This window comes from Pseudomonas asgharzadehiana (assembly GCF_019139815.1).
Taxonomy (GTDB): domain Bacteria; phylum Pseudomonadota; class Gammaproteobacteria; order Pseudomonadales; family Pseudomonadaceae; genus Aquipseudomonas; species Aquipseudomonas asgharzadehiana.
In genome coordinates this window covers 3,076,273-3,100,785 of record NZ_CP077079.1, presented here as the reverse complement: position 1 = coordinate 3,100,785, position 24,513 = coordinate 3,076,273, and the positions used below count along the sequence as shown (strand labels likewise).

Annotated in this window: 25 protein-coding genes; 17 read left to right on the top strand and 8 right to left on the bottom strand. The window is 62.5% G+C overall.

The features are described from left to right. Window positions 1-5: 5 nt before the first annotated feature. Window positions 6-1,043 carry an isopenicillin N synthase family dioxygenase gene (locus KSS96_RS13965; RefSeq protein WP_217854953.1) on the bottom strand — a complete coding sequence of 346 codons (1,038 nt, stop codon included), beginning with the start codon at window positions 1,041-1,043 and terminating at the stop codon, window positions 6-8. A 336-nt stretch (window positions 1,044-1,379) separates the two neighbouring features. Between KSS96_RS13965 and KSS96_RS13960 the strand changes: the two genes are divergently transcribed. The 5 genes from KSS96_RS13960 (at window position 1,380) to KSS96_RS13940 (ending at window position 6,003) form a co-directional block, all read left to right on the top strand. Further along, window positions 1,380-2,630: a ribonucleotide-diphosphate reductase subunit beta gene (locus KSS96_RS13960; RefSeq protein WP_217854952.1), complete on the top strand. Its 1,251-nt coding sequence runs from the start codon at window positions 1,380-1,382 to the stop codon at window positions 2,628-2,630. Window positions 2,631-2,775: 145 nt separating this feature from the next. Then, a complete protein-coding gene (locus tag KSS96_RS13955) occupies window positions 2,776-3,264 on the top strand; it encodes a DUF1289 domain-containing protein (protein ID WP_017530391.1) in 489 nt (162 codons plus the stop codon). A 59-nt stretch (window positions 3,265-3,323) separates the two neighbouring features. Then, complete coding sequence (locus KSS96_RS13950; protein ID WP_017530392.1) at window positions 3,324-4,244, top strand: class I SAM-dependent methyltransferase; 921 nt, start codon at window positions 3,324-3,326, stop codon at window positions 4,242-4,244. A 148-nt stretch (window positions 4,245-4,392) separates the two neighbouring features. Beyond that, a complete protein-coding gene (gene pcsA / locus KSS96_RS13945) occupies window positions 4,393-5,109 on the top strand; it encodes a phosphatidylcholine synthase (protein WP_017530393.1) in 717 nt (238 codons plus the stop codon). A 114-nt stretch (window positions 5,110-5,223) separates the two neighbouring features. Further along, on the top strand, window positions 5,224-6,003 hold the full coding sequence (locus tag KSS96_RS13940) for a TSUP family transporter (RefSeq protein WP_017530394.1): 780 nt from the start codon (window positions 5,224-5,226) through the stop codon (window positions 6,001-6,003). Here KSS96_RS13940 and nudC read toward each other — a convergent pair. Next, window positions 5,971-6,804, bottom strand: a complete 834-nt coding sequence (gene nudC / locus KSS96_RS13935; protein ID WP_065878510.1) for an NAD(+) diphosphatase — start codon at window positions 6,802-6,804, stop codon at window positions 5,971-5,973. The genes KSS96_RS13940 and nudC overlap by 33 nt on opposite strands. Window positions 6,805-6,809: 5 nt before the next feature. After that, on the bottom strand, window positions 6,810-7,622 hold the full coding sequence (locus KSS96_RS13930; RefSeq protein ID WP_017530396.1) for a crotonase/enoyl-CoA hydratase family protein: 813 nt from the start codon (window positions 7,620-7,622) through the stop codon (window positions 6,810-6,812). Window positions 7,623-7,782: 160 nt separating this feature from the next. Between KSS96_RS13930 and KSS96_RS13925 the strand changes: the two genes are divergently transcribed. The 3 genes from KSS96_RS13925 to KSS96_RS13915 all read left to right on the top strand — a co-directional run bounded on the left by KSS96_RS13925 (window position 7,783) and on the right by KSS96_RS13915 (window position 10,105). Continuing rightward, window positions 7,783-8,337 carry a UPF0149 family protein gene (locus KSS96_RS13925; protein ID WP_017530397.1) on the top strand — a complete coding sequence of 185 codons (555 nt, stop codon included), beginning with the start codon at window positions 7,783-7,785 and terminating at the stop codon, window positions 8,335-8,337. 90 nt (window positions 8,338-8,427) lie between these two features. Beyond that, the gene (aroA, locus tag KSS96_RS13920) at window positions 8,428-9,684 is read left to right on the top strand and encodes a 3-phosphoshikimate 1-carboxyvinyltransferase (RefSeq protein WP_065878507.1); all 1,257 of its coding nucleotides are present in this window, start codon (window positions 8,428-8,430) and stop codon (window positions 9,682-9,684) included. A 31-nt stretch (window positions 9,685-9,715) separates the two neighbouring features. Then, a complete protein-coding gene (locus KSS96_RS13915) occupies window positions 9,716-10,105 on the top strand; it encodes a hypothetical protein (protein ID WP_017530399.1) in 390 nt (129 codons plus the stop codon). Window position 10,106: 1 nt separating this feature from the next. Here the strand turns inward: KSS96_RS13915 and KSS96_RS13910 are convergent, their stop codons facing one another. Continuing rightward, window positions 10,107-10,706 (bottom strand): NAD(P)H-dependent oxidoreductase, encoded by a 600-nt coding sequence (locus KSS96_RS13910; RefSeq protein WP_017530400.1) that lies wholly within the window; start codon window positions 10,704-10,706, stop codon window positions 10,107-10,109. A 69-nt stretch (window positions 10,707-10,775) separates the two neighbouring features. On the opposite strand from KSS96_RS13910, the gene KSS96_RS13905 reads away from it, so the two are divergent. Beyond that, the gene (locus KSS96_RS13905) at window positions 10,776-11,387 is read left to right on the top strand and encodes a TetR/AcrR family transcriptional regulator (RefSeq protein ID WP_017530401.1); all 612 of its coding nucleotides are present in this window, start codon (window positions 10,776-10,778) and stop codon (window positions 11,385-11,387) included. Window positions 11,388-11,402: 15 nt separating this feature from the next. Then, entirely contained in the window at window positions 11,403-11,984 is a 582-nt protein-coding gene (locus KSS96_RS13900; RefSeq protein WP_065878503.1) for a DUF6630 family protein, read from the top strand. A gap of 16 nt (window positions 11,985-12,000) precedes the next feature. Here KSS96_RS13900 and KSS96_RS13895 read toward each other — a convergent pair whose 3' ends face one another. After that, on the bottom strand, window positions 12,001-12,870 hold the full coding sequence (locus KSS96_RS13895; protein ID WP_217854951.1) for an NmrA/HSCARG family protein: 870 nt from the start codon (window positions 12,868-12,870) through the stop codon (window positions 12,001-12,003). Between the two features lie 102 nt (window positions 12,871-12,972). Here KSS96_RS13895 and KSS96_RS13890 point away from each other — a divergent pair, with 102 nt between their 5' ends. Continuing rightward, window positions 12,973-13,848 (top strand): LysR family transcriptional regulator, encoded by an 876-nt coding sequence (locus tag KSS96_RS13890; RefSeq protein WP_217854950.1) that lies wholly within the window; start codon window positions 12,973-12,975, stop codon window positions 13,846-13,848. Window positions 13,849-13,857: 9 nt separating this feature from the next. Here the strand turns inward: KSS96_RS13890 and KSS96_RS13885 are convergent, their stop codons facing one another. Beyond that, on the bottom strand, window positions 13,858-15,246 hold the full coding sequence (locus KSS96_RS13885; RefSeq protein WP_068934855.1) for an XAC2610-related protein: 1,389 nt from the start codon (window positions 15,244-15,246) through the stop codon (window positions 13,858-13,860). A gap of 119 nt (window positions 15,247-15,365) precedes the next feature. On the opposite strand from KSS96_RS13885, the gene KSS96_RS13880 reads away from it, so the two are divergent. The 6 genes from KSS96_RS13880 (at window position 15,366) to KSS96_RS13855 (ending at window position 21,292) form a co-directional block, all read left to right on the top strand. Then, window positions 15,366-15,926, top strand: coding sequence for a cysteine hydrolase family protein (locus KSS96_RS13880; RefSeq protein ID WP_116079789.1), 561 nt, complete (start codon window positions 15,366-15,368; stop codon window positions 15,924-15,926). 183 nt (window positions 15,927-16,109) lie between these two features. Then, window positions 16,110-17,165 carry an AMP-binding protein gene (locus KSS96_RS13875; protein WP_217854949.1) on the top strand — a complete coding sequence of 352 codons (1,056 nt, stop codon included), beginning with the start codon at window positions 16,110-16,112 and terminating at the stop codon, window positions 17,163-17,165. Window positions 17,166-17,175: 10 nt separating this feature from the next. Next, a complete protein-coding gene (locus KSS96_RS13870) occupies window positions 17,176-17,952 on the top strand; it encodes an ABC transporter ATP-binding protein (protein ID WP_217854948.1) in 777 nt (258 codons plus the stop codon). Between the two features lie 2 nt (window positions 17,953-17,954). Further along, a complete protein-coding gene (locus tag KSS96_RS13865) occupies window positions 17,955-18,836 on the top strand; it encodes a branched-chain amino acid ABC transporter permease (RefSeq protein ID WP_065878497.1) in 882 nt (293 codons plus the stop codon). A 23-nt stretch (window positions 18,837-18,859) separates the two neighbouring features. Then, window positions 18,860-19,927 carry a branched-chain amino acid ABC transporter permease gene (locus KSS96_RS13860; RefSeq protein ID WP_068934841.1) on the top strand — a complete coding sequence of 356 codons (1,068 nt, stop codon included), beginning with the start codon at window positions 18,860-18,862 and terminating at the stop codon, window positions 19,925-19,927. 33 nt (window positions 19,928-19,960) lie between these two features. Next, window positions 19,961-21,292 (top strand): ABC transporter substrate-binding protein, encoded by a 1,332-nt coding sequence (locus KSS96_RS13855; RefSeq protein ID WP_065878489.1) that lies wholly within the window; start codon window positions 19,961-19,963, stop codon window positions 21,290-21,292. 86 nt (window positions 21,293-21,378) lie between these two features. On the opposite strand, the gene nirD is transcribed toward KSS96_RS13855, so the two are convergent. Then, a complete protein-coding gene (gene nirD / locus KSS96_RS13850; RefSeq protein WP_017530412.1) occupies window positions 21,379-21,741 on the bottom strand; it encodes a nitrite reductase small subunit NirD in 363 nt (120 codons plus the stop codon). After that, a complete protein-coding gene (gene nirB, locus KSS96_RS13845) occupies window positions 21,741-24,302 on the bottom strand; it encodes a nitrite reductase large subunit NirB (protein ID WP_065878487.1) in 2,562 nt (853 codons plus the stop codon). Before nirB ends, nirD begins: the two co-directional genes overlap by 1 nt. Window positions 24,303-24,513 lie beyond the last annotated feature (211 nt).

The following is a 24,513-nucleotide window of genomic DNA, read 5'->3' as shown; positions in this document are numbered from 1 at the left end:
CCTGATCAGGCGGACAGTGCTTCGGGCAACGTGGCGTCGGCGTAGAAACGTTGAGCCACATCGGGGTGGGAACGCAGGCGCCCCTTGAGGTAGTTCCAGCCCACATCGCGCAGCAATGGGTTGCGCGGGTCGCTCTCGGGGCCATGGGCATCGCGCAGCAACTCGGGCGCCAATTGGTATACCGGCACCACCGCGTCCAGTTGCGCCCCGAGGAAAAACGCCAGCGACAACCGCTCGCTGCCCACCGGCGGCGACACCACGCGGTGAACGGTCGCGCGCAGGTAGCCATTGCTGGCCAGTTCAAGCAGTTCGCCGATATTCACCACCAGCGTGTCGGGGCGCGGCACCGCATCAATCCAACGGCCCTCCTCCACTTCCACCTGCAAACCGGCCTGCTGGTCTTGCAGCAAAAAGCCCAGGAACCCGGAGTCCTTGTGCGCGCCGACGCCCTGGCGACTTTGCTGCGCATGACGGCCGGGGTAGCGGATCAGCTTGATATGTTCGTTGGGTTTGTCGCCATACAACGCATCAAAGGCGTTTTCCGGCAGGGACAGGGCCTGGGCGAACGCGCGTAGCAGGCGCAGGGCCATTTGCGTCATCGCCTGCTGCCAGCCGAGCACCAGGGGTTTGAGTTGTGGCAGAGCCGGCGGCCATTGGTTGGGGCCTTGCAAGCGTGCCCAGGCGGCCGGGTATTGCGCGGCGGGCAAGGGCTCGCGCTCGGCGCCGACGTCGAATTGTTCGCGCAGGTCGGGCTGGCCTCGGGTGATCTCCGAGGCGGCGCGGTTGTAGCCGCGAAAGTGGGGGGAGTTGAGCATGCCCACCGCCCGTTTATCGGCCTCGGGCAAGGCAAAAAACGCGCGTGCCTGTTGCTGCACCTGGGCCAGCAAGTCACGGTCGATGCCATGCCCGGTGAGGTAGAAAAAGCCGATATGGCGCGCCGCCAGACGCAACTCGTCGAGAAACTGCCGACGCTGCTGCGGGCTGCCGTCGAGCTGCGCCAGGTCCAACAGCGGCAAGGCGGTAATTGACTGTACGTGGGCCATCGGCGGCTCGCTCCTTGAATAACATCCTGGGGAAGCGTCCAAGCTAAACGATCTTAAAAACCGCTAACAAATACCTTTTTAGCATTAGCTTAGGCATGCACACCCACGCCGCACGCGCTTGGCCCCTGCGACAGTCGAGCCGCTCTTGTGCGTTGACCAGAGGTGTTACACCCCATATAGTGTGCCGACCTACAAGACAGACCACTACATAGTGTGCAGAATCGGTATTTACCGACCACACTCCGCGCAATATTTCAATGCCTAGCAGTCTGCAAAATCACCTATTTTTAGACCGGGTTCACACCCCGCCGAAACAGATCAGGAAGGAGTATTTCAATGCTGAGTTGGGATGAAGTCGACAACGAAGACACCGGTGCAGCGGTGATCAAGGGCGCCAACGCCGGCCACGCCACCGAAGCCAACATGGACCGCCTCGACGGTGCCGGCGCCGCTGCCGCCGTCGAAGCCCGCGCCGTCACCGCCAACGACTCCGCTGCGATCATCCGCGCCAAGGCTGCCCTGGACAAACTCGACGTCGCCGAAGGCCTCGCCGAACTCGAAGGCGCCTCCGCCCGCGTCGCCGTTGACGAAAAACGCATGATCAACTGCCGCGCCGACCTCAACCAACTCGTGCCCTTCAAGTACGACTGGGCCTGGCAGAAGTACCTCGACGGCTGCGCCAACCACTGGATGCCGCAAGAGGTCAACATGACCGCCGACATCGCCCTGTGGAAAAACCCCGAAGGCCTCACCGACGACGAACGCCGCATCGTCATGCGCAACCTGGGCTTCTTCTCCACCGCCGACTCGCTGGTCGCCAACAACCTGGTGCTGGCCGTGTACCGCCTGATCACCAACCCGGAGTGCCGCCAGTACATCCTGCGCCAGGCCTTCGAAGAAGCGATCCACACCCACGCCTACCAGTACTGCATCGAATCGCTGGCCATGGATGAAGGCGAGATCTTCAACATGTACCACGAGATCCCATCGGTGGCTAAAAAGGCCGCGTGGGGCCTGAAATACACCCGCTCGATCTCCGACCCCAAGTTCGAAACCGGCACCGTCGACACCGACAAAGAACTGCTGCGCAACTTGGTCGCCTACTACTGCGTACTGGAAGGCATCTTCTTCTACTGCGGCTTCACCCAGATCCTCTCCATGGGCCGCCGCAACAAAATGACCGGCGTGGCCGAGCAGTTCCAGTACATCCTGCGCGATGAGTCGATGCACCTGAACTTCGGTATCGACGTGATCAACCAGATCAAAATCGAAAACCCGCATTTGTGGGATGCCGAGATGAAGGAAGAAGCGACCCAGATGATCCTGCAAGGGACTCAGCTGGAGATCGAATATGCGCGTGACACCATGCCGCGTGGGGTGCTGGGGATGAATGCGGCGATGATGGAGGATTACCTCAAGTTCATCGCGAATCGTCGTTTGTCGCAGATTGGGCTGAAGGAAGAGTATCCAGGCACGACCAACCCGTTCCCGTGGATGAGCGAGATTATGGATTTGAAGAAAGAGAAGAATTTCTTCGAAACCCGTGTGATCGAGTACCAGACTGGCGGCGCGCTGAGCTGGGATTGATCAGCATCACACACCACAATGTGGGAGGGGGCTTGCTCCCGATGACGGTAGTTCAGTTAAAGCCTCTGTGACTGATGCGCCGCTATCGGGAGCCCCCTCCCACATTGGGAACGCGGTGTTCCGTAAACTTTGCAAATTGCCCTTTATGCCCAACCAAACCATCAAGACCCCGTGCATCGGTCTGTGTTCCACCGTTTACGGTGACCTGGTCTGCCGGGGCTGCAAGCGTTATCACCATGAAGTCATCCAGTGGAATGGCTACAACGCCGAGGAAAAACAGGCGGTGTGGCTGCGCCTTGAGCAACTGCTGGTGCAGGTAATGACCAGCAAGCTGGAAGTGTTCGACCCGCAACGCCTGCGCCGGCAGTTGGAAGAGCGCAAGATCCGCTTTATGCCGCACCAGTCGCCGTATTGCTGGGCCTACCAACTGATTGCCCGAGGTGCGCGGGTGATTTCCAAGCTGGATGCCTATGGGTTGGCGCTGTTGCCGGAGTTTCGCGAGCGCAACCTCACAGACCTGCGTGACGCGATCGACCGCGAGTTCTTCCTGCTCTCCGAGGCGCATTACGAGCGGTACATCGCCCCCGGCTTTCTGCGTGAGTCCTTTGGCCCAGCCTTGATCGCCACGCTCTGAGCAACAACCGCGCTCGATTGTGTTTAAAATGCCGCCCGCTCAACGACCGACGCTCAACGATGAACCCAGACGCACTCGCTACCCTGCACACCCACCTGCTCACCGCCCTGGCCAGCGCGCCGGCCGAGACCCGGCGCCTGTTTCATGGCCGGGGCCGCTGCTGGCCAGGGCTGGAGCAGGTGACGGTGGACTGGCTGCAAGGCGTCGTGCTGGTCGCCCTGTTCAAGGAAACCGAACATCTGCAAGCCTTGAAGCACCAATTGGCGCAGATCGACTGGGCCGGCTTCGGTGCACACGCCGTGGCCCTGCAACACCGTTATCTGCCGCAAAGCACCACCGAATGGCTGGTGGGCGACGCCATCGAGGAACGGGTCATCACCGAAGGCGGCCTGCGCTACCTGATCGACCTGGGTAAAAAACAGAACAGCGGGCTGTTCCTCGACATGCGCTACGGCCGCAACTGGGTGCGCGAACAGGCCCACGGCCAGCGCGTGCTCAACCTGTTTGCCTACACCTGCGGGTTCTCGGTGGCGGCCATCGAAGGCGGTGCCGACCACGTGGTCAACCTGGACATGGCCCGCGGCGCCCTGAGCCGTGGCCGCGACAATCATCGCCTGAATGGCCATGACCTGAGCAAAGTGACCTTCCTGGGCCACGACCTGTTCAAGTCCTGGGCCAAAGTCACCAACAGCGGCCCCTACGACCTGGTGATCATCGACCCGCCGTCCTTCCAGAAAGGCAGCTTCCTGCTGACCAAGGACTACCAACGCGTGCTGCGCCGCCTGCCCGATCTGCTCACGTCCCAGGGCACGGTGCTGGCGTGCATGAACGACCCGGCCTACGGCGAGGACTTCCTGATCGACGGCGTGACCCGCGAGGCCCCCGGCCTGCGCTTTGTCGAGCGCCTGGAAAACCCGCCGGAATTTCCCGATATCGACGCGCAAAGTGGCTTGAAAGCACTGGTGTTCCGTCAGGGTTGATGTCGAAACGTCCTACGCTTGCTACGCTTAGCGATACACCGGGCGGTGAACCTTATAACCCCCTTCCCGGTCGATACCTGCATTCCCCGGCCAGACTCGACCGCGTCACGTTGTCGGCTGCCCCGTTTGACCTTTTGGAGAACCGCCCGTGATATCGACCCTGCATGTAGCCAGAATCAAAGCCTGGGGCGCCCACGGCTTCACCGCCACCGGCGTGGTCCTGGCCTTCTTGGCCACCCTGGCGTTGCTGGAAAACTCACCCAAGGCCTGCCTGCTCTGGCTGGGCTTGGCGCTGGTAGTGGACGGCGTCGACGGTTCACTGGCGCGACGACTGAATGTCAGCACGGTGTTGCCCAGCTTCGACGGTTCGGTGCTGGACCTGGTAATCGACTACCTCACGTATGTGTTCATTCCCGCACTGTTTATCTACCGCTACATCGACCTGCCGGACTTCACTCACCTGTTCACGGTGTCGGTGATCCTGGTGTCGTCGCTGTTCTGTTTCTGCAACGTGAACATGAAGAGCAAGGACAACTACTTCGTCGGCTTCCCCGCCGCCTGGAACGTAGTTGCCTTATGCGTATACATCATCCAGCCGCAGGCCTGGGTGACGCTGCTGACCGTGATCGGCCTGGCGCTGCTGACCGTCACGCCGATGAAGTTCCTGCACCCGTTCCGGGTCAAGCGGTTCATGCCGATCAACATCGCGGTGACCACGATCTGGTTGCTGTGCAGTTTTCTGATGGTGGTCGACTACCCCAACACCAACCCGTGGACATTCGGGTTGTGGTCGCTGATGTCAGCGTACTTCTTGGGGATTTGCGTGTGGCGCACGGCGCTGGAGTGGCTGGGCACCCACAAGTAGCCAAACATACACAGATCAACTGTGGGAGCGGGCTTGCTCCCACAGTTGGTTCTGCGCACATCAGGCAGGTAAGATGGCGACCCTCACCCGCCCCGCCAACAATAAGCCCATCCCATGCCCTTCGAACTCAGCGTTGACCTGACCACCCTCGCCATTCTCGCCTGCGTCGCGTTTATCGCTGGCTTTATCGATGCCATTGCCGGCGGTGGCGGCCTGCTCACCACGCCCGCCCTGCTCACCGCCGGCATGCCGCCGCACCTGGTACTGGGCACCAACAAGCTCAGTTCCACCTTCGGCTCGGCCACCGCCAGCTTTACCTTCTACCGCCGCAAGCTGTTCCACCCGCGCCAGTGGGTGCATGCCATCGTCGGCACGCTGGTCGGCGCCCTCGCCGGTGCGGTGGTGGCGCACTACTTGCCCGCCGAAACCCTGAACAAGATGCTGCCGGTGATCGTATTCGCCTGCGGCGTCTACCTGCTGTTTGGTGGCACGCCCAAGACACCGTTGGACGCCGAGGCGCCGATCAAGAAGAAATGGCAAGCCACCCAGGGCTTCGGCCTGGGCTTCTACGATGGCGTGGCAGGCCCCGGCACCGGGGCGTTCTGGACGGTGAGCACGATGCTGCTGCACCCCATCGATCTGGTCAAAGCGAGCGGCGTGGCGCGCAGCATGAACTTTGTCAGTAACGCGGCGGCCCTGTCGGTGTTTATTTTCAACGGCTCGGTGGACTGGATCGTCGGCCTGGCCATGGGCATATCGGTGATGGGGGGCGCGTTCTTTGGCGCACGCAGCGCGATCAGCGGCGGCGCCAAATTCATTCGCCCGGTGTTTATCACCGTGGTCCTCGGCCTGACGGTGCGCCTAGCCTGGCAACACTGGTTCAGCGTGGCCTAAACGACGGGCCAGGTAGAGGTCGATCAGGTAACGCGCAATCGAGCGTGACGCCGGCAACGGCGGCAGGTCGTGGATGTTGAACCACTGCGCGTCTTCGATCTCGTCGGCCTGGGGCACGATATCGCCGCCGGCATATTCGGCGTGAAAGCCCAGCATCATCGAATGGGGGAACGGCCAGCATTGGCTGCCCATGTACTGGATATTCTTCACGCGCACCTGCACTTCCTCGTGCACTTCACGAATCAGGCAGTCCTCGGCCGACTCGCCCGGCTCGGCAAACCCCGCCAGCGTGCTGTACACGCCGCTGACAAAACGCGGCGAACGGGCCAGCAAAATCTCATCGCCACGGGTCACCAGCACGATCATGCTCGGAGAAATCCGTGGGTAGCTGCGCAGGTCGCAGGCCTCACAGAACATGGCGCGTTCCCGAGGCACCTGAACCATGGCCTGGCCGCAACTGCCGCAAAACCGGTGTTCGCGCGCCCAAGTGCCGATCTGCGCCGCATAACCGAGCACTTTGAACAGGGTGTGATCGCCCTGCAGCATGAAGCCGCGCAGGCCCTGCCAGCTGCACCCCGGTACCTCGCCCGCCGAGTCGAGCTCCAGCAAGTACACCGGCTCGCCATCGAGGTGGCCGAGGCCGTGTTCGGCGAACACCGCGAGGTCCTGGCGCTTGAGCCATTCGCGTGGGAACAGCGGGCCGTTGGAGTCATGTAAAAAACCGTCGCGGCTGCGGGCGACGGCCCAGCCGCCGGGGGTTTCGTTATCCAGCAGCGTTGTGGTGATCCAGCCTGGAGTCATGTCAGTCAATCCACGAATTCGGGTTTCTGCTTATTCATATGGGCCGCGATGGCCACGCGCAGGTCGTTGGATTGCAACATAGCCGAGTTCCAGGTGGCAACGTATTCCAGACCGTCATTGACCGTGTGGTCACGCATGTAGCTGATCATGGCCTTGGTACCGGCGATGGCAATCGGCGACTTGGCGGCGATTTCCTGGGCGATCTCCAGCACCCCGGCCAGCAGGCTCGCGTGATCGGCGTACACCCGATTGACCAGGCCAATGCCGCGAGCCTCTTCGGCGCCGAACTGGCGACCGGTGTACGCGAGTTCACGCAGCATGCCGTCGCCGATAATGCGCGGCAGGCGTTGCAGGGTGCCCACATCGGCGGCCATGCCGATGTCGATTTCCTTGATGGAGAACAGCGCATCTTCGGCGGCGTAGCGCATGTCGCAGGCGCTGATCAGGTCGATGGCGCCACCTATGCAGTAACCCTGGATCGCCGCCAGTACCGGCTTGCGGCAGTTGTCGACGGCGTTGAACGAGGCTTGCAGCTCAAGGATTTTGCGCCGCAACAGACGTGCGTTGCGGCCCACGTCCTTACCGAATTCGTTGGCCACCGAGGCCAGCATCATCAGGTCGATGCCAGAGGAGAAATGCTTGCCGGCGCCACTGAGCACTACCGCACGCACGGCATCGGTGTCTTCGACCCATTGGAAGATGTCGATGATCTCGGTCCAGAACGCGGCGTTCATCGCATTGATCTTTTCCGGACGATTGATCTGCACATGGGCAACGTTGCCGCTGAGTTCGACGACGAAAGCTTGGTATTCGGACATGGCAGTGATCCCTGACTGGCGAGTGATAAGGCCCGAACTATAACAAGGGTGCATGACGGCGCATCGGCCAAAAGCGGGACTGGCAAAAAACCTTGCCAGGCGCCATCCTTGGCGCTTTAAGCCGCCCTGAACGCGGCGCTCGATGTTTTAAGGAAATGCCATGCACGCCCAACCCCTCGCCGCCGCCGAATTCGACCTTATCGAAGAAACCCTGCTCAAGTACGGCGATGATCATTCGGTGCTGAACCTGGCCGAACTCGACGGCTACTTCACCGCGCTGGTGTCGAGCCCGACGCAAGTGGATATCGCCCAATGGTTCCCGGCCATCTGGGGCGGGCAGAATCCGGAATGGGAAAACATGGAAGAAGCACAGCGTTTCCTGGAGCTGTGCGTACGCCACATCAACACCCTGGCGGCACAGTTGGCCAACAACGCCCAAGACTTCAAGGCACGCTTTGATGACACCGAGCATCAAGGCCAAATCGTGACCCTGGCTGAAGAGTGGTGCTTTGGCTACATCCGTGGCGCAGCGATCGGCAATTGGCCGCAACTGCCGGTCGAACTGGCCGCGCAGTTGGAGAAAATCTCCTGGTGCGCCGAGCAGGACAACTTCGAGTTACCCGCCGACCTGGACGTGCAGGCCCACCAACAGCGCGTCAGCGAGATCGAGCCGGCCGCGCGGGCGCTGCACGATTACTGGCTCTCCCAGCGCTAAACCTCGACAAGCACCGCACCTTTGGCCGATTATTCGGGTCCGCCCGTCGGCCACTCCGTACCACCTTGCCTTGACCAGGAGCCTTGTACCTTGAGTTCGCAGAAAACCGTGACCGTTACACCGCCCAATTTCCCCCTCAATGGCAAGGTCGCACCGCCCGGCTCCAAATCCATTACCAACCGCGCCCTGCTGCTGGCCGCCCTGGCCAAGGGCACCAGCCGCCTGAGCGGCGCACTCAAGAGCGATGACACCCGGCATATGTCGGTGGCCCTGCGCCAAATGGGCGTGACCATCGATGAGCCCGATGACACCACTTTCGTCGTGACCGGTTGCGGCAAGCTGCAATTGCCGACACAACCGCTGTTCCTCGGCAACGCCGGCACCGCGATGCGTTTTCTCACCGCAGCGGTCGCCACCGTCGAGGGCACCGTGGTACTCGATGGCGACGACTATATGCGCAAGCGCCCGATCGGCCCGCTGCTGGCCACCCTCGGCCAGAACGGTATCCAGGTCGACAGCCCAACCGGTTGCCCACCGGTAACCGTGCACGGCGCAGGCAAGGTCCAGGCCAAACGTTTTGAGATCGACGGCGGGTTGTCCAGCCAGTACGTCTCTGCCCTGCTGATGCTGGCGGCATGCGGTGAAGCGCCGATTGAAGTGGCGCTGACCGGCAAGGACATCGGCGCCCGCGGCTACGTGGACCTGACCCTCGATTGCATGCGAGCGTTCGGCGCGCAGGTCGAAGCGGTCGACGACACCACCTGGCGCGTGGCGCCCACCGGCTACACCGCCCATGACTACCTGATCGAACCGGACGCCTCCGCCGCCACGTACCTGTGGGCCGCCGAAGTGCTGACCGCCGGCCATATCGACATCGGCGTGGCCGCGCAGGATTTCACCCAGCCCGACGCCAAGGCCCAGGCCGTGATCGCGCAGTTCCCGAACATGCAGGCCACGGTCGTCGGCTCGCAAATGCAGGACGCCATCCCGACCCTGGCGGTATTGGCCGCATTCAATAACACCCCCGTGCGCTTCACCGAGCTGGCCAACCTGCGGGTCAAGGAATGTGATCGCGTGCAAGCGCTGCATGACGGCCTCAATGAGATTCGCCCGGGCCTGGCCACCATCGACGGCGACGACCTGCTGGTGGCCGCCGACCCTGGGCTGGCCGGCACATCGTGCAATGCGCTGATCGACACCCACGCCGACCACCGCATTGCCATGTGCTTTGCCCTGGCCGGGCTGAAAGTGTCGGGTATCCGCATCCAGGACCCGGACTGCGTGGCCAAGACCTATCCGGAATACTGGAAGGCCCTGGGCAGTCTTGGGGTCGCGCTCAGCTACTGAGCCGGCCGCGTCGGTTTGGGGAGGGCCACACATGACAATTCGCCAACCCTGCCCACCCGGCGCCTGCGTCTGTAACCGCGAGCATTTGCTTGCAACCCCAGGCGCCGACCTGCGCATCCTCAACCTGACGCGCCAGGAAGAAAAACGCCTGCTCGAACGCCTTGAAGACCTCAAGAGCCTGCAAGACCTGGAGCGCATGCAACAGCTGATGTACCAGCAATTGGGCATTCGCGTGCATGTCGCGCCGGGTCATACCGAGGTCAAGAGCATGCGCGGGATTCAGATCGTCATCGACGAGTTACCGGGCATGTGTCGCAAGACCCGGCAATCGATTCCGGCGGCGATTCGCCGAGGCATGGAGAAGCGCCCGGAAATCGCCTATCGCCTGCTGGATGCCCACGATCTGTTTCGCGACGGTTGAATCAACCGGCAACCGTCTCTGCCTTGAACAACCCTCGCCCCACGGTATGTGCAGTTTTCAAATGTGCCTGCGCCGCGCCGCCTTCCGAGTCCAGCAGCAGCTCGGACGTCACCACCTGCGCGCCGCAATAATCAAAGATGCCGTAGTCGATCTGCGTGCGCATCGCCTTGGCATAGCCGTGGCGGTCAAACGCGCTGTGATCCGCCGCGCCGAGGGCGAGCAGATGCACCTGCAAGTGGCGCAGCTTTTTCACCACCGGGGTGTCCGGGCCGTAATCGATCGCCCAGCCGTTGACGAATACCCGATCTATCCAGCCCTTGAGCAGGCCCGGCAATGACCACCAGTAGATCGGAAACGCCAGCACCAGCGCATCGGCACGGTCCAGGCGCGCTTGTTCGGCCAGCACATCGGCCGGTGGCGTGGCGTGGGTGCGGTGTACCCGATGGTCGGCAGCGGTATAGCGCGGGTCGAAGCCTTCGGCGGCAAGGTCGGCGATTTCATAGGTGTGCCCCGACGCGCCGAGGCCGGCGGCGACGTGCGCGGCAATGCTGTGCGTAAGGGATTGCGGGTCGTGATGAGCAACAACGATCAGTGCGTGCATGACATTGACACCTTTTCGGTTTAGGCTGGCGTTAAGTTACGATTAGTAAGTTACTTTTGGTATATAAGCATGTCAAGCAGTGAATCCCCTGCCCCACGTCGGCGTTTGTCTCGTGAAGATCGCCTGCGTCAATTATTGGAAGTGGCCTGGCAGCTGGTGCGCGAAGAAGGCACAGACGCCCTGACCCTGGGCCGCCTGGCGGAACTGGCGGGCGTGACCAAGCCGGTGGTGTACGACCATTTCGTCACCCGTGCCGGCTTGCTGGCGGCCTTGTACGAAGATTTCGATGGGCGCCAGAACCAAGTGTTTGCCGACGCCATCGACGCCAGCAGCGCGACATTGGAAGACCGTGCGTGGGTGATTGCCGCGTCGTATGTCGATTGTGTGTTGTTGCAGGGGCGGGAAATCCCGGGAGTGACCGCAGCACTGAGCGGCTCGCCGGAGCTCGAAGCCCTCAAGCGCAAATACGAGGTGATCTTCCTCGACAAATGCCGCGACGCACTGGCGCCCTTCGCGCCCACGGGCACCGTCTCTCAAGCCGGCCTGCGCGCCATGTTGGGCGCGGCAGAGGCGCTGTCTCACGCGGCGGCCAGCGGCGAAATCAGCCGTGAAGAGGCGCAGCAGGAGCTGTTGGCGATGATTCTGGCGATGGTTCTTGGGTACCAACGCCTAAGCAAGTAAGGCAAAGGGGGCAGCATGGGGTTCTTTGATCGTTTGTTCGGCGGCCGTTTTACGATGCCGCCTCCCGATGAAACCAATGCCAGTCATGCGGCAATCATGCGGGAATTTCGCACACCTGAATCCAAGGCTCGCAAGCAAGCGCTCGCAACCCTGACCGAAACGCTGTTAAGCGCCGCACCCGAGCCAGAAAGAGCCAGGCTCGTACGGCGTGTGCTGCGCAAGTACGCCGTCGATCAAGACGCCACCAGCGCCTTGACCGACGGGCTGCTTGACCCGTCAAGAGGCCAGAAACTCGCCTACCTTGCATTGCTCAACGTCGATTGGCGTGGCTTCGACGGGTTCCAATACCTTGCCCCCCACCTGGCTTCGGCCAGTGGCGTGCAGGAACCCTACACCTACCTGCACACCGGCACACGACCGATGCAAGCCGTGTTGGACAGCTATGACCAATGGCTCACCGGCTTCGGCAAGCGCTTTGTGCATCTGGACTCCGGCGGTGACGAATACGTCGGGTTTATCGTGGATGCACAGCGCGTCGAAGCCATCGTTGAGCTGGCACAACAAGCAGGTGTGAAGGTCAGCCTGGAGGGCTTTTGAAGGGCGCCGTTGACGCTCAGCCCTCGGCAACCGCCTCGCGCACAAAAGCTTCGTAGGTGCGCAGCGGGTGCCCGACGATAGCCTCCAGACGCTTTACCGTACCTTCGGCCGCTTGCATGCCGAACGTCTGGATACCCGCCATCATCAAGCGCATGTCATACGCCAGCCAGGCCGGACCGTACGCGGCCAGTTGCGCTTCGAACGCGGCGACATCATCACCGCCATAGGTCACTTCGCGCCCCAGCGCCGTACTCCAGATCCCAGCCACAGACTCACCGCTCAGCGCTTGCGGCCCCACCAGTTCCAATGTCGTACGCGCCAGCGCCGACGGGGCCCGGTCGCGACGCAGCAACTCAGCCACTGCCACATCGGCGATATCGCGCGCATCGATCATCGACACACCCGCCGAGCCGATCGGCATTGGGTACACCGCGTAATCGCGGATAGTCTGCAAAACCATGTGTTCGTTCTGCATGAAGTAGGCCGGGCGCAGAATCGTGGCCGGTATGTCGAGTGTCTCGATCATCCGCTCGACCGTGGGTTTACCGGTAAAGTGCGGGACATTGCTGAACCGATCGGCATGGATCACCGACAGGTAGACAATGCGCTCGATGCCCGCCTCTTGCGCCAGGTTCAGCGCGATCAGGGCTTGCGTCACTTCATCCGGCGTCACCGCATTGAGCAGGAACAGCGTGCGCACCGACGACAACGCGGCACGCATCGACACGACATCGGTCAAGTCTGCAACTACTTCGCTGACACCTGCCGCAAAGTCGCGTTTACCGGGCTGGCGCACAAGAGCCTTGACCTCTGCGCCGGCCTCGCTGAGGCCCTGGATGATAAGAGAACCGATGGTGCCCGTGGCACCGGTAACAAGAATGCTCATGGCTATTGCTCATGTTGAGGAGTGGAGACCAGACGATAGGCCGCTGCACATACAAAACGAAGACGCGACTATGTAGACACCCCGTCTCAAATGTGGAACAGCATGAACCTCAACGCACTGATTGATTTCGCCCTGGTCGCCAACAACGCCGGGCTGGGAAAAGCCAGCCGTGCCAGCGGCAGGTCCAAGGCGACACTTTCCAGGCGCATTGCCGAACTGGAGGAACAACTAGGCGTCAGGCTGATTGAACGCAGCGCGCGGGGCCTGAAGCTCACCGAGGCTGGAGCCACGCTGATGGCTCGCGCCGAGGGGCCGTTGAACGAAGTAGTCGAAGCAATGGCATCTGCTCGCGACGGCGTATCGACGCCGCGCGGACACTTGCGTGTGGCGGCCCCCGTGTTGTTTTCCCAACTGGCGATGGGCCGGATCGGCGCCGATTTTTGTGCGGCCTACCCGCAAATCACGCTGGACGTGGTGGCGGAGGATCGCCTGGTCGATTTGGTCGAGGAGCAATTCGACATAGCCATCCGCATCAACCCCAGCCCCGACAGCAATCTGGTCGGCCGTTGCTTCGCCAGGGACCGATTGGTGGTGGTGGCGGCGCCTGAAGTGCCCAGGCCAATGCCCGGCGCAACCCGACCCGTTCCCGGCATCGTGATGTCGGCTTCCCAGCCCGGCCATTGGACGCTCGATGGCGGCCAGTTGATCCTGAAGCCGGTTCCAACGCTGCGTTTCTCATCCTTCTTGATGATTCGTGATGCCGCTGTCGCAGGTGGTGGGGCTGCCCTCTTGCCGCAGTCCATGGCGTGGGGCCAGCTTGCCCGCGGTGAGCAGGTGCAGTGGGGCGTTGCTTCGGATGTGGAGGCTGAACTGTGGGTCTTGCACACCTCCAGGCGCCTGGCGGCACCCAAGGTGCGCGCTTTTGTCGATTTTATAGGTGCAAGGTACCCGGACATGTCGCTGCTGCTGAACGGATAAGCGCCCCTCTCAGGGCTGCTTGCGATACATCCCGGTGAAGTAATCCGGAAAATCCGGCGCCGAGTTGTGGTTGATCACTGCGAAGTGCTTCACCAGTTGGATGTGGTAAGGCCCCGCGCGTCGCGTCGCCAGTGGTTCGCGCACGATGATCAGGTTTTCGGTTTCCATCGGCACCGTGTGGTGTGCGCTGACGATAACCTTGCCGGTGCCGGTTTCCTTGAGCGTCACGGTGAACTCGGCCACTTCCCTGCCCTGGGCATCACGCTCGGGGAGAATTCTGAGGTCCAGGTCGCCGTCGCGGTCGAGGAAGTCATCGCGCATCTGGTAATGGCCGTCGCGTTGGTCGCGGGCAACGTCGCCAAACAGCTCGTAGTCGGGTTCACGGTATTCATCGTGCAGTTGGATCACGCGCTCGCGCTTGTCGCCCTTGGCACCGCTGACCCAAGTACCGGTGTAATCCGACTTGATGCGCCAGATGCCGGTTTGATGCCCGTCGTCGGTGTACTCGTGCAGGTAAAGGTAAGTGTCATCGCCATATTCGCCACGGTCCCCCACCAGCTTGATCGGCTTGCCGCTGCCGCTGTTGGTGTAGCGCAACTCGCCAATCACCACCGCGCCCTGCTGCTGGTACCAGATTTGCACCGCGATCTTGCCATCGAGGGTGCCGACCAACCGTTGCGCATCTTCATTGACCGGCCCTTCCAAGCGCGGGGTTTCCAGCCATTGGCCGTCTTTCCACTCGCCGGTGGTGCGCAGCATGTAGCCACTGGGCATGCTGTTGTTGGCGTCGTCGTCCGTCGCGGGCACCTCTTGCTGGGTGTACGAGCTGAGCTGCACCAGTTCGCCATCGCGCATTTGCCAGCGACTCACACGCATCCAGCAGCAGCCGCGATCGGTTTGCGAATGGATGATGCCGTCCTTGGGGTTGACCGAGAACATCCCGCCGGAGGTCTCGTTCGCCAGGGTGCTCAGCGGGCCGTTGAGTACCCACTGCGTATTGTGCGGGTCTTGCAGGTACACGTCGTAACTGTACTGGAAGTCCTTGGCGGCGCCGGTGTCGTGGCGGATAGCCAAGTCCTGGCGACCGTCGCCATTGATATCGGCGAAGTACAGCAAGCCGGACTCGCCCACCAGGTGCGCCGCATCGGTTTTACCGTCATTGTCCAGCGGCACATTGCCTGCCGGCGTTTCCAGCTGTTGGAGAATCTGCAGGGTGGCGTTGTCGCGCACCGTGACCAACGCCCGCGCCCGCTCGCGCAAGTCCTGGGGGACCTGCGGGAACAGCACCTCAACCAGGAACTGCCCACTGGGGTCATTGACCGAAAACGAACGGGGTTCGGCGATGGCCGAGGTGGCCAGGGACAGAGAAAGCAGCACACCGCTGACGAGCGAACGCATCCAAAGCATCCTTGCTGAAATTCGGGGGCGGCAGTGTAGCGGTTGTTTTCGAACAAATCGCTGTTTGGGTGCGCACATTGGCTGATATGTTTCGTGCCTCCCCCGCCAAGGAAAGTGCCATGCAACCATTAGCCGCAACCGCCGCGTTATTGATCATCGACATGCAGCAAGGCATGCACCAACCGGCGCTTGGGCGGCGCAACAACCCCGACGCCGAGCGGCACATGCAGCGCCTGCTGGGCGCGTGGCGGCAGGCGGGCGGGCCGGTCGTACACGTGCGGCATATTTCCCGCACGCCAGGCTCCGTCTTCTGGCCGGGACAGCCAGGCTGTGAGTTCCAGGCCGCGCTGCAACCGCTTGCGCACGAACATGTCGTCGAAAAAAACGTCCCGGATGCGTTCACACACACCGGGCTGGAGCGCTGGCTGCATACCCGTTCGATCAGGCAACTGGTGATCGTCGGGGTGATCACCAACAACTCCGTCGAGGCCACCGCGCGCTCGGGTGGCAACCTGGGGTTTGAGGTGATTGTGGCGTCGGACGCCTGTTATACGTTCGATCAGACAGACCTGTCGGGGCGCCTGTGGCCGGCTGAGGATGTACACGCGTTGTCGTTGAGCAACCTGGCGATGGACTACGCCAGGGTGGCCGCGACCGATGAGATCCTGATATCGAGTTAAAACACCGCCGCTTTCACGCGGGCCAGCGCCACTGTTGGCGCAGCAACAGTGGCCGGGCAGCTTGTGCTGAATCCACACACGCCATTGCGCCGCAAGACGCTCATATCCCTTTGAAATAAAAGCAATTTCCTCTCTGGCATGGCGCGTGCAATCACCCTTGCATTAACCCCGAAGGATGCTCCCATGCCCCACACCCTGCCCCAGGCGCTGTTGCGCCAAGCACACACGCGCGGTTCAGCGGTTGCCTTGCGCTACAAGCGTCTGGGCATCTGGCAGGTGCGCACCTGGAGTGAACTGGCCGGCGATGTCGGCGAGCTCGCCGCTGCTCTGCACCAGCGGGGTTTGAGTGGCAACGACAACCTGTTGATCATCAGCCAGGCACGCCCCGAAGCCTTGCTGCTGGCATTGGCCGCGCAGTGGTTGGGCGCCAGCGTTACCTTGCTGGACCCCGAGCACGACAACCGCGCGGTGTTGGCCGAACGGCGGCCCAGCTTCGTGCTGGCGGAAGATCTGCAGGCGGTGCAGCAAATCGGTGAATACCGCGTGCTGATATACCTCGACGGGCGCGGTTTGAATCATCCGCACGCCGCCGGTTTGATCGCCTATGCCGACTTGAGCGCAAACGCTCCCGCCCCCGCCTGCGCCACGCAATCAAGCGCCCTCGCCTTTGTGTTTCACGCAGGCACCCCCGTGCAATTAAGCCATGCCCAATTGTTGGCCGGCGCCCGCACCCTGATCGCCCGAGAACACCTGACCAGCGATGAAGAAGCCCTCGCCGCGCGGGTATTCGCCGCCAGCGGCCAGGCGCGTTACCTGCTGGCGCCCTGGCTGCACGCCGGCTTCCGCCTGAATTTTCCCGAAGCGCTGGCCACCCGCGACACCGACCGTCGTGAGTTGGGCCCGACCCTGGTGCTGGGCACCCGCGAATCCTATGGGCGCCTGGAACAGTGGGTGGCTGAACGCCTGCCGTTGCCGGGTACGTTCAGTCATCGCCTGTACCGCTGGGCCATGCAACCCACCCCGTCGCCCGTTCGGCGTTGGCTGGGCCGCTGGCTGGTGCGCCGCCCATTGCTCGATGTGCTGGGCATGAGCCGCCTGCGCGTGCCGTTGCTGGTGGGGCCGCCACTGGCCCCGCGGAGCGCGGCATTCTTTGGCGCGCTGGGTGTTCACCCCGGACATTGGCACGAGCCTTCCCCCCGCCACGCACCTACCGACCCCTTGCTGTCCCGGACTGCCTGAAGAGCCCTCCATGCGCGCACCCACTGACTCGGTTTTACTGCGGCTCGATGATATTTCCCTGTCGTTCAAGGGTATCAAGGCCATTACCTCTATCAGCTTCGACGTCAAGGCCGGCGACATTTGCGGGCTGATCGGCCCCAATGGCGCCGGTAAAAGCTCGCTGCTCAACGTGATCAACGGCGTCTACCATCCCCAGAGCGGCAGCATCCGCTATGCCGGCCGAACCCGCCGACGCATGCGCGCGCACCAGGCCGCCGAAGGTGGGATCGCGCGTACCTTCCAGAACATCGCGCTGTTCAAGGGCATGAGCGTGCTCGACAACGTGCTCACCGGGCGCAACCTCAAGCGCCGCAGCAGTTGGGTCGAACAGATGTTGCGCGTGGGCCGCGCCCCTCGCGAGGACGACGCCCACCGCCTGCATGCGGAACAGATCATCGCCTTTTTGCAGATTCATCCCTGGCGTCACGTGCTGGTAGGCACCCTGCCCTACGGCCTGCAAAAACGTGTGGAACTGGCCCGCGCCCTGGCCTCTGAACCGACCCTGTTGCTGCTGGATGAACCCATGGCCGGCATGAACGCCCAGGAAAAGGCGCAGATGAGCCAGTTCATCCGCGACATCAACCATGCGTTCGGCACCACCGTGGTGTTGATCGAACACGATATCGGCGTGGTCATGGGCTTGTGCGACCACGTGGTGGTGCTCGACTACGGTCGCAAGATCGGCGACGGCACGCCCGAACAGGTGCGCGCCAACCCGGCTGTCATCACCGCCTACCTGGGAACCTGAGCATGCAATTTTTTTTCGAAGTGCTGATCGGCGGCCTGTTGGCGGGGGTGATGTATGCGCTGGTGGCGATTGGTTTTGTGCTGATCTACAAGGCCTCCGGCGTATTCAATTTTGCCCAGGGCGCCATGGTGCTGTTCGCCGCGCTGACCTTTGTCAGCCTGCTGGAACGCGGCTTTCCGTTTGCCTGGGCGTTCTTCGCCACCCTGGCGAGCATGGTGGCGCTGGCCTTGCTGATCGAAAAAGTGGTGCTGCGGCCGCTGGTCAATCGCCCGCCGATCATCCTGTTCATGGCGACCCTGGGCTTGTCGTACCTGATCGAAGGGTTGGCGCAATTTCTATGGGGCGCCCAGGTACACGGGCTGGACCTGGGCATCGCCGATGAACCGCTGGAAATCCGCGGCATGCTGCTCTCGCAATTCGACCTGTTTGCCGCCGCTACCGCCGCCGGGCTGGTACTGGCCCTGTCACTGCTGTTCAACAAGACACGCATCGGCCTGTCGTTGCGTGCGGTGGCCGATGATCCGCTGGCATCGATGGCGGTGGGCATTCGCCTGCCGCGTATCTGGGCGCTGGTGTGGGCGGTGGCCGGGTTTGTCGGGCTGGTGGCGGGCCTGCTCTGGGGCGCGCGCCTGGGCGTGCAGTTCTCGCTGTCGCTGGTGGTGCTCAAGGCGCTGCCGGTGCTGATCATCGGCGGATTCTCGTCCATCGGCGGCGCGATTGTCGGCGGCCTGATCATCGGCGCGGCAGAGAAAATCGCCGAGATCTACCTCGGGCCAATCATCGGCAGCGGCATTGAAAACTGGGTGCCTTATGTCCTGGCCCTGGTGTTTTTGTTGGTGCGACCGGCCGGGTTGTTCGGCGAGCGCGCAATCGAACGGGTTTGATGGTTTTTTGAGGAACTGCCTGCATGCTGTATCAAGAAGTCGGTCAAATCAGCACCTCCTACGCGGCCGAGCGCCGCACCTTTCGCCTGCGCCAGGACCGCATCGGGTTGTGGCTGCTGCTGGGCTTTGCCTTCGTGGCGATGCCCTGGCTGGGCAACGACTATTGGTTCAGCGCGATTCTGGTGCCGTTGCTGGTGCTGTCCCTGGCCGGGTTGGGCCTGAACCTGCTGACCGGCTACGCGGGGCAATTGTCGCTGGGCTCGGCGGCGTTCATGGCGGTGGGCGCGTTTGCCGCCTACAACCTGCAACTGCGCGTACCGGGTTTGCCCCTGCTGGTGAGCTTCGCCCTGGGCGGTGTGATCGCCGCGCTGGTGGCGGTGTTCTTTGGTCTGCCGAGCCTGCGTATCAAAGGGTTCTATTTGCTGGTGGCAACCCTGGCCGCGCAGTTCGTGGTGGAGTGGGTACTCACCCGCTTCAGTTGGTTTACCAACGACAACGCCTCGGGTGTGATCACTTCGCCGCCGCTGCGGGTTGCCGGGCTGGATTTCAGCTCGCCGCGTGGCCGTTATGTGCTGACGCTGGCGGTGGTGGTCGCGTTGTTCTGGCTCGGCAAAAACCTGGTGCGCAGCGAACTGGGCCGCAACTGGATGGCGGTGCGCGACATGGACACTGCCGCGGCCGTCATCGGCATCCGCCTGCTCAAAGCCAAGCTGCTTGCCTTTGCCATCAGCGGCTTTTACCTGGGCGTCGCCGGTTCGCTGTGGGCCTTCACCTACCTGGGCACCGTGGAGCCCCACGGCTTTGACCTGAGCCGCTCGTTCCAGGTGCTGTTCATCATCATTATCGGCGGCCTGGGCAGCGTGCTCGGCAATGTGCTGGGCGCGGCGTTCATCGTGTTGTTCCCGATCCTGCTGGGCAACCTCTTCGCGTGGTTGCCCGCTGGGTTGATGGACGCGGGCCAGCTGGAAAACATCCAGAAAATGCTCTTCGGCGCGCTGATCATCACCTTCCTGATCAAGGAACCTGAAGGGCTGGCCCGGCTGTGGCAGCGCTTTCGCCAACGGGCCAGGGTCTGGCCGCTGCGTTACTGAACTCCCCCCTACCGCTCTCGAGGAATTGCCTTCATGACACACCGCTTATCGCTGCGCCGCCTGGCACTGAGCCTGGCCTTGATGACCGCCGGGCTTGCCAGCGGCGCCCAGGCCGCCAACGAACAGTACTTCCCGCTGCAAAGCTACCGGGTCGGGCCTTACGCGGCCGGCGGTACGGGGTTCTTCGGCGGGTTTATAGACTACCTGCAATACATCAATGCCAAGGGCGGGGTGAATGGGGTCAAGTTGACCTGGAGCGAATGCGAGACCGAGTACGTGGTAGAAAAAGGCGTCGAATGCTACGAGCGCCTCAAGGGTGGGCTCAACGGCGCAGCGGCGGCGGCCACCAACCCACTGTCGGTGGGCATCGCCTACGCCACGCTGGACCGCTCGACCGCCGACAAACTGCCGCTGATCACCATCAACCACGGCCGTACCGACTCCACCGACGGCAGTGTGTTCCCCTACGTGTTTCCGCTGCAACTGAACCCGTATTCGGAAGTCTCGGCGATCATCAACTACATCGGCCAGCGCGAAGGCGGTGCCGACCAGCTCAAGGGCAAGAAAATCGCCGTGCTCTATCACGGTTCGCCCTACGGCAAAGAAACCAACGGCGTGCTGGAAACCCTCGCGAAAAACGCCGGCTTCGAACTGACGTTGCTGGAAGTGCCACACCCCGGCAACGAACAGCAATCGCAATGGCTGAACATCCGCCGCCTCAAGCCGGACTGGGTAATCCTGCGCGGCTGGGGGGTAATGAACCCGGTGGCGCTCAAGTCCGCGCAGAAAGTCGGCTACCCGGCCGATCACATCATCGGCAATATCTGGAGCAACTCGGAAGAAGACGTAGTGCCGGCCGGCAACGCGGCGAAGGGCTATATCGCGATCACCACGCACCCGTCGGGCACCGACTTTCCGGTGCTGCAAGGCATCAAGCAAAGCGTCGTCGACGCCGGCAAAGGCAACCTGGCCGACCCGAAACGCTTCGGCACGGTGTACTACAACCTCGGCGTGGTAAACGGCATTCTCAACGTCGAAGCCGTACGCCTGGCCCAGCAAAAATACGGTGACAAGCCCTTGACCGGCGAGCAGGTCCGCTGGGGCTTCGAACACCTCAACCTCGACGACGCACGCCTGCAAGCCCTGGGCGCCAAAGGCCTGGTGCAACCGCTGAAACTGTCCTGCGCCGACCACGAAGGCGGCGGCGCGGTGCGCTTTCAGCAATGGGATGGGCAACGCTGGAACCTGATCAGCGACTGGGTACAGGCCGACCGAGCCTTGTTGCGGCCGATCATCGAAGCATCGGCGGCGCAGTATGCGAAGGAGAAAGGCATCACGCCGAGGGATTGCAGCAAGGAACAGTAGGATTACTCAGCTGCAACGCAATTCAAACGTGGGAGGGAGCAAGTCGAACCGTCGCACCGCCCCTCCCACCTTTAGACCGCAGTGCTTCAGTTGACTCCCAGCTCCACCACCCCGCCATTCAACCGCACCGGCCACACCCGCAAGCGCTGGTTCGGCGCCTCCAGGCACTGGCCGTCCTGCAAACGGTAATGCTGTTTGTAGATCGGCGCAGCCACCACCAGCTCCCCCTTGATACTGCCCACCAAACCGCGCCCGATCACGTTCGCGCCGGATTCCGGGTCGTGGTTGTCGATGGCGTACAGCGTCTGGTCCTGCGCGCCGGGCAGGTAGAACAGCGCCACCTGCGCGCCGTCGAGCCACACCACCACGCCGGAGTTGCTCACCAGATCGGTCTCGTTGCACACGCTTTTCCAGGCGGCCAGGTGTCGCTGAGTGTTGGGCTGGCTCATCAGGCAATCTCCTCGATGACGGGAATCAGGTTGAGTTCGGCGGCCATGATCGGCCGGCGCTGGCCACGTTCCTGGACAAAGTGGATGTCCGGATCGGGGCGCTTGTCGTTGACGAAGGTGCGAAAGCGCTTGAGTTTTTCCGGGTCTTTAAGGGCATTGGCCCATTCGCATTCGTAGCGGTCGACCACAAGCTGCATCTGCGCTTCCAACTCGGCACCCAGGCCCAGGCTGTCGTGCACGATCACATCCTTGAGGAAATCCAGGCCACCTTCCAGGCTTTCGCGCCACACCGAGGTGCGCTGCAGCTTGTCGGCGGTGCGGATGTAGAACATCAGGAAACGGTCGATGTACTGGATAAGCGTGGCGTCGTCGAGGTCGGTGGCGAACAGTTCGGCATGGCGTGGGCGCATGCCGCCATTGCCGGCGATGTAAAGGTTCCAGCCCTTCTCGGTGGCAATCACGCCCACATCCTTGCTCTGCGCTTCGGCGCACTCACGGGTGCAACCCGACACCGCGAACTTGAGCTTGTGCGGCGAACGCAGGCCCTTGTAGCGGTCCTCGATCAGCAAGGCCATTTTCACGCTGTCCTGCACGCCATAACGGCACCAGGTGCTGCCCACGCAAGACTTTACCGTACGCGTGGATTTGCCATAGGCGTGCCCGGTTTCAAAGCCGGCGGCGATCAGTTCGGCCCAGATGTCCGGCAGCTCGTGCAGTTGCGCGCCAAACAGGTCGATGCGCTGGCCGCCGGTGATCTTGGTGTAGAGGTCGTATTTCTTCGCCACTTCGCCGATCACAATCAGCTTGTCGGCGGTGATCTCGCCGCCCGGAATGCGCGGCACCACAGAGTAGGTGCCGTTCTTTTGCATGTTGGCCATGAAGGTGTCGTTGGTGTCCTGCAACGGCACCAGCGAGGCGTCCATGATCGGTTGGTTCCAGCAGGAAGCCAGGATCGAGCCCACCGCCGGTTTGCACACGTCACAGCCGGTATGGCCGCGCCCGTGTTTGGCCAGCAGTTCTTCGAAGGTGATCACCCCTTCCACACGCACCAGGGCGTACAACTCCTGACGGGTATAGGCGAAGTGTTCGCACAGGCTCTTGTCGACGCTGACGCCACGGGCAATCAACTCATGCTCGAAGACCTGCTTGAGCAAGCCGGCGCAACCACCGCAACCGGTGCAGGCCTTGGTCTGCGCCTTGAGCTGGCCGAGGTCGCTGCAGCCGGCATCGATGGCCGAGCAGATCGCGCCCTTGTTGACGTTGTGGCACGAGCAAACAGTGGCCGACTCCGGCAACGCGCCTGGCCCAAGGGTGGGCGCGCCGGCGGACGACGGCAGGATCAGGCTGGCCGGTTCGGCGGGCAGCGCAATCGCGTTCTGCATGTATTGCAGCAAGGTGTCGTAGTAGCTGTTGTCGCCGACCAGCACCGCGCCGATCACATGCTTGCCACTTGCGTCCACCACCAGGCGGCGGTAGCTGGCGCTCGCCTCGTCGACGAACTGATAGCTGCGCGCACCCGGCGTGTGGGCGTGGGCGTCGCCAATGGAGCCCACGTCGACGCCGAGCAACTTGAGCTTGGTCGACATATCGGCCCCTACGAACGGCTCGGCGGCCTGCCCGCACAACAGCGCGGCAACCCCTCGGGCCATCTGGTACCCCGGCGCGACGAGGCCGAACAGGCTGCCGTTCCACGAGGCGCACTCGCCAATCGCGTAGATGTGCGGGTCGCAGCTCAGGCATTCGTCGTTGATCACCACACCGCCACGCGGGCCGATTTCCAGGCCGGCCTGGCGTGCCAGCGCGTCCTGGGCACGGATACCGGCCGAGAACACGATCAGGTCGGTTTCGAGAAACTCGTCATTGGCAAAGTTCATGCGGTAGCGGTACTGCTCGCCCGCGCTGATCGACTGAGTGGCGCGGGACAGGTGCACACCCACGCCCAACCGCTCGATCTGGGCCTTGAGCGCCAGGCCGCCAAAGTCATCCAGTTGCACCGGCATCAAGCGCGGCGCGAATTCCACTACATGGGCTTCCAGGCCGAGGCTTTTCAAGGCATTGGCGGCTTCCAGGCCGAGCAGGCCACCGCCGACCACCACGCCACGCCGGGCATTGGCCGCCGCCGCGCGAATGGCATCGAGGTCTTGCAGGGTGCGATACACCAGCCGCGAATCGCCTTCGGCGCCTTCAATCGGCGGCACGAACGGGTAAGAGCCGGTGGCCAGCACCAAGCTGTCGTAGGCCACACAGCCTTGCGCGGTGATCACCTCGCGGCGTGCGCGATCAATTTCCAACACCGGTACACCCAAGTGCAAGGTCACGCCCGGCGTCTGGTACAGCGACGCCTCGGACAGCGCCAACGACTCGGCGTCGCGGCCGGTGAAGTATTCGGACAGGTGCACACGGTCATAGGCACGCATCGGCTCTTCGCTGAACACATGCAACTGGTAGTGCTCCAGCGCCCCGCGCTGGATCAACTGCTCCACGCAATGGTGGCCGACCATGCCATTGCCGACGACGATCAGGGTTTTCAGCTCTTTCAGATTGGCGATCTTGGAATTCATATCAGCACCCGACGACGCTCATCACGGTTAAAAAAAGCAAAAAAAAACGCCTGAAACCTTACGGTTCCAGGCGTCTTTGCCTGTTCTTTTGCGGGATCGGTTCGGACGACATCGCCGGATCCATCGCTTTATGCCCATGACCTTTTATGGCCTGTCGATCGTCGTTGACCGAGTGGGGTTGAAGGGGAGCTTGCAGGCTCTGTGCCAATCC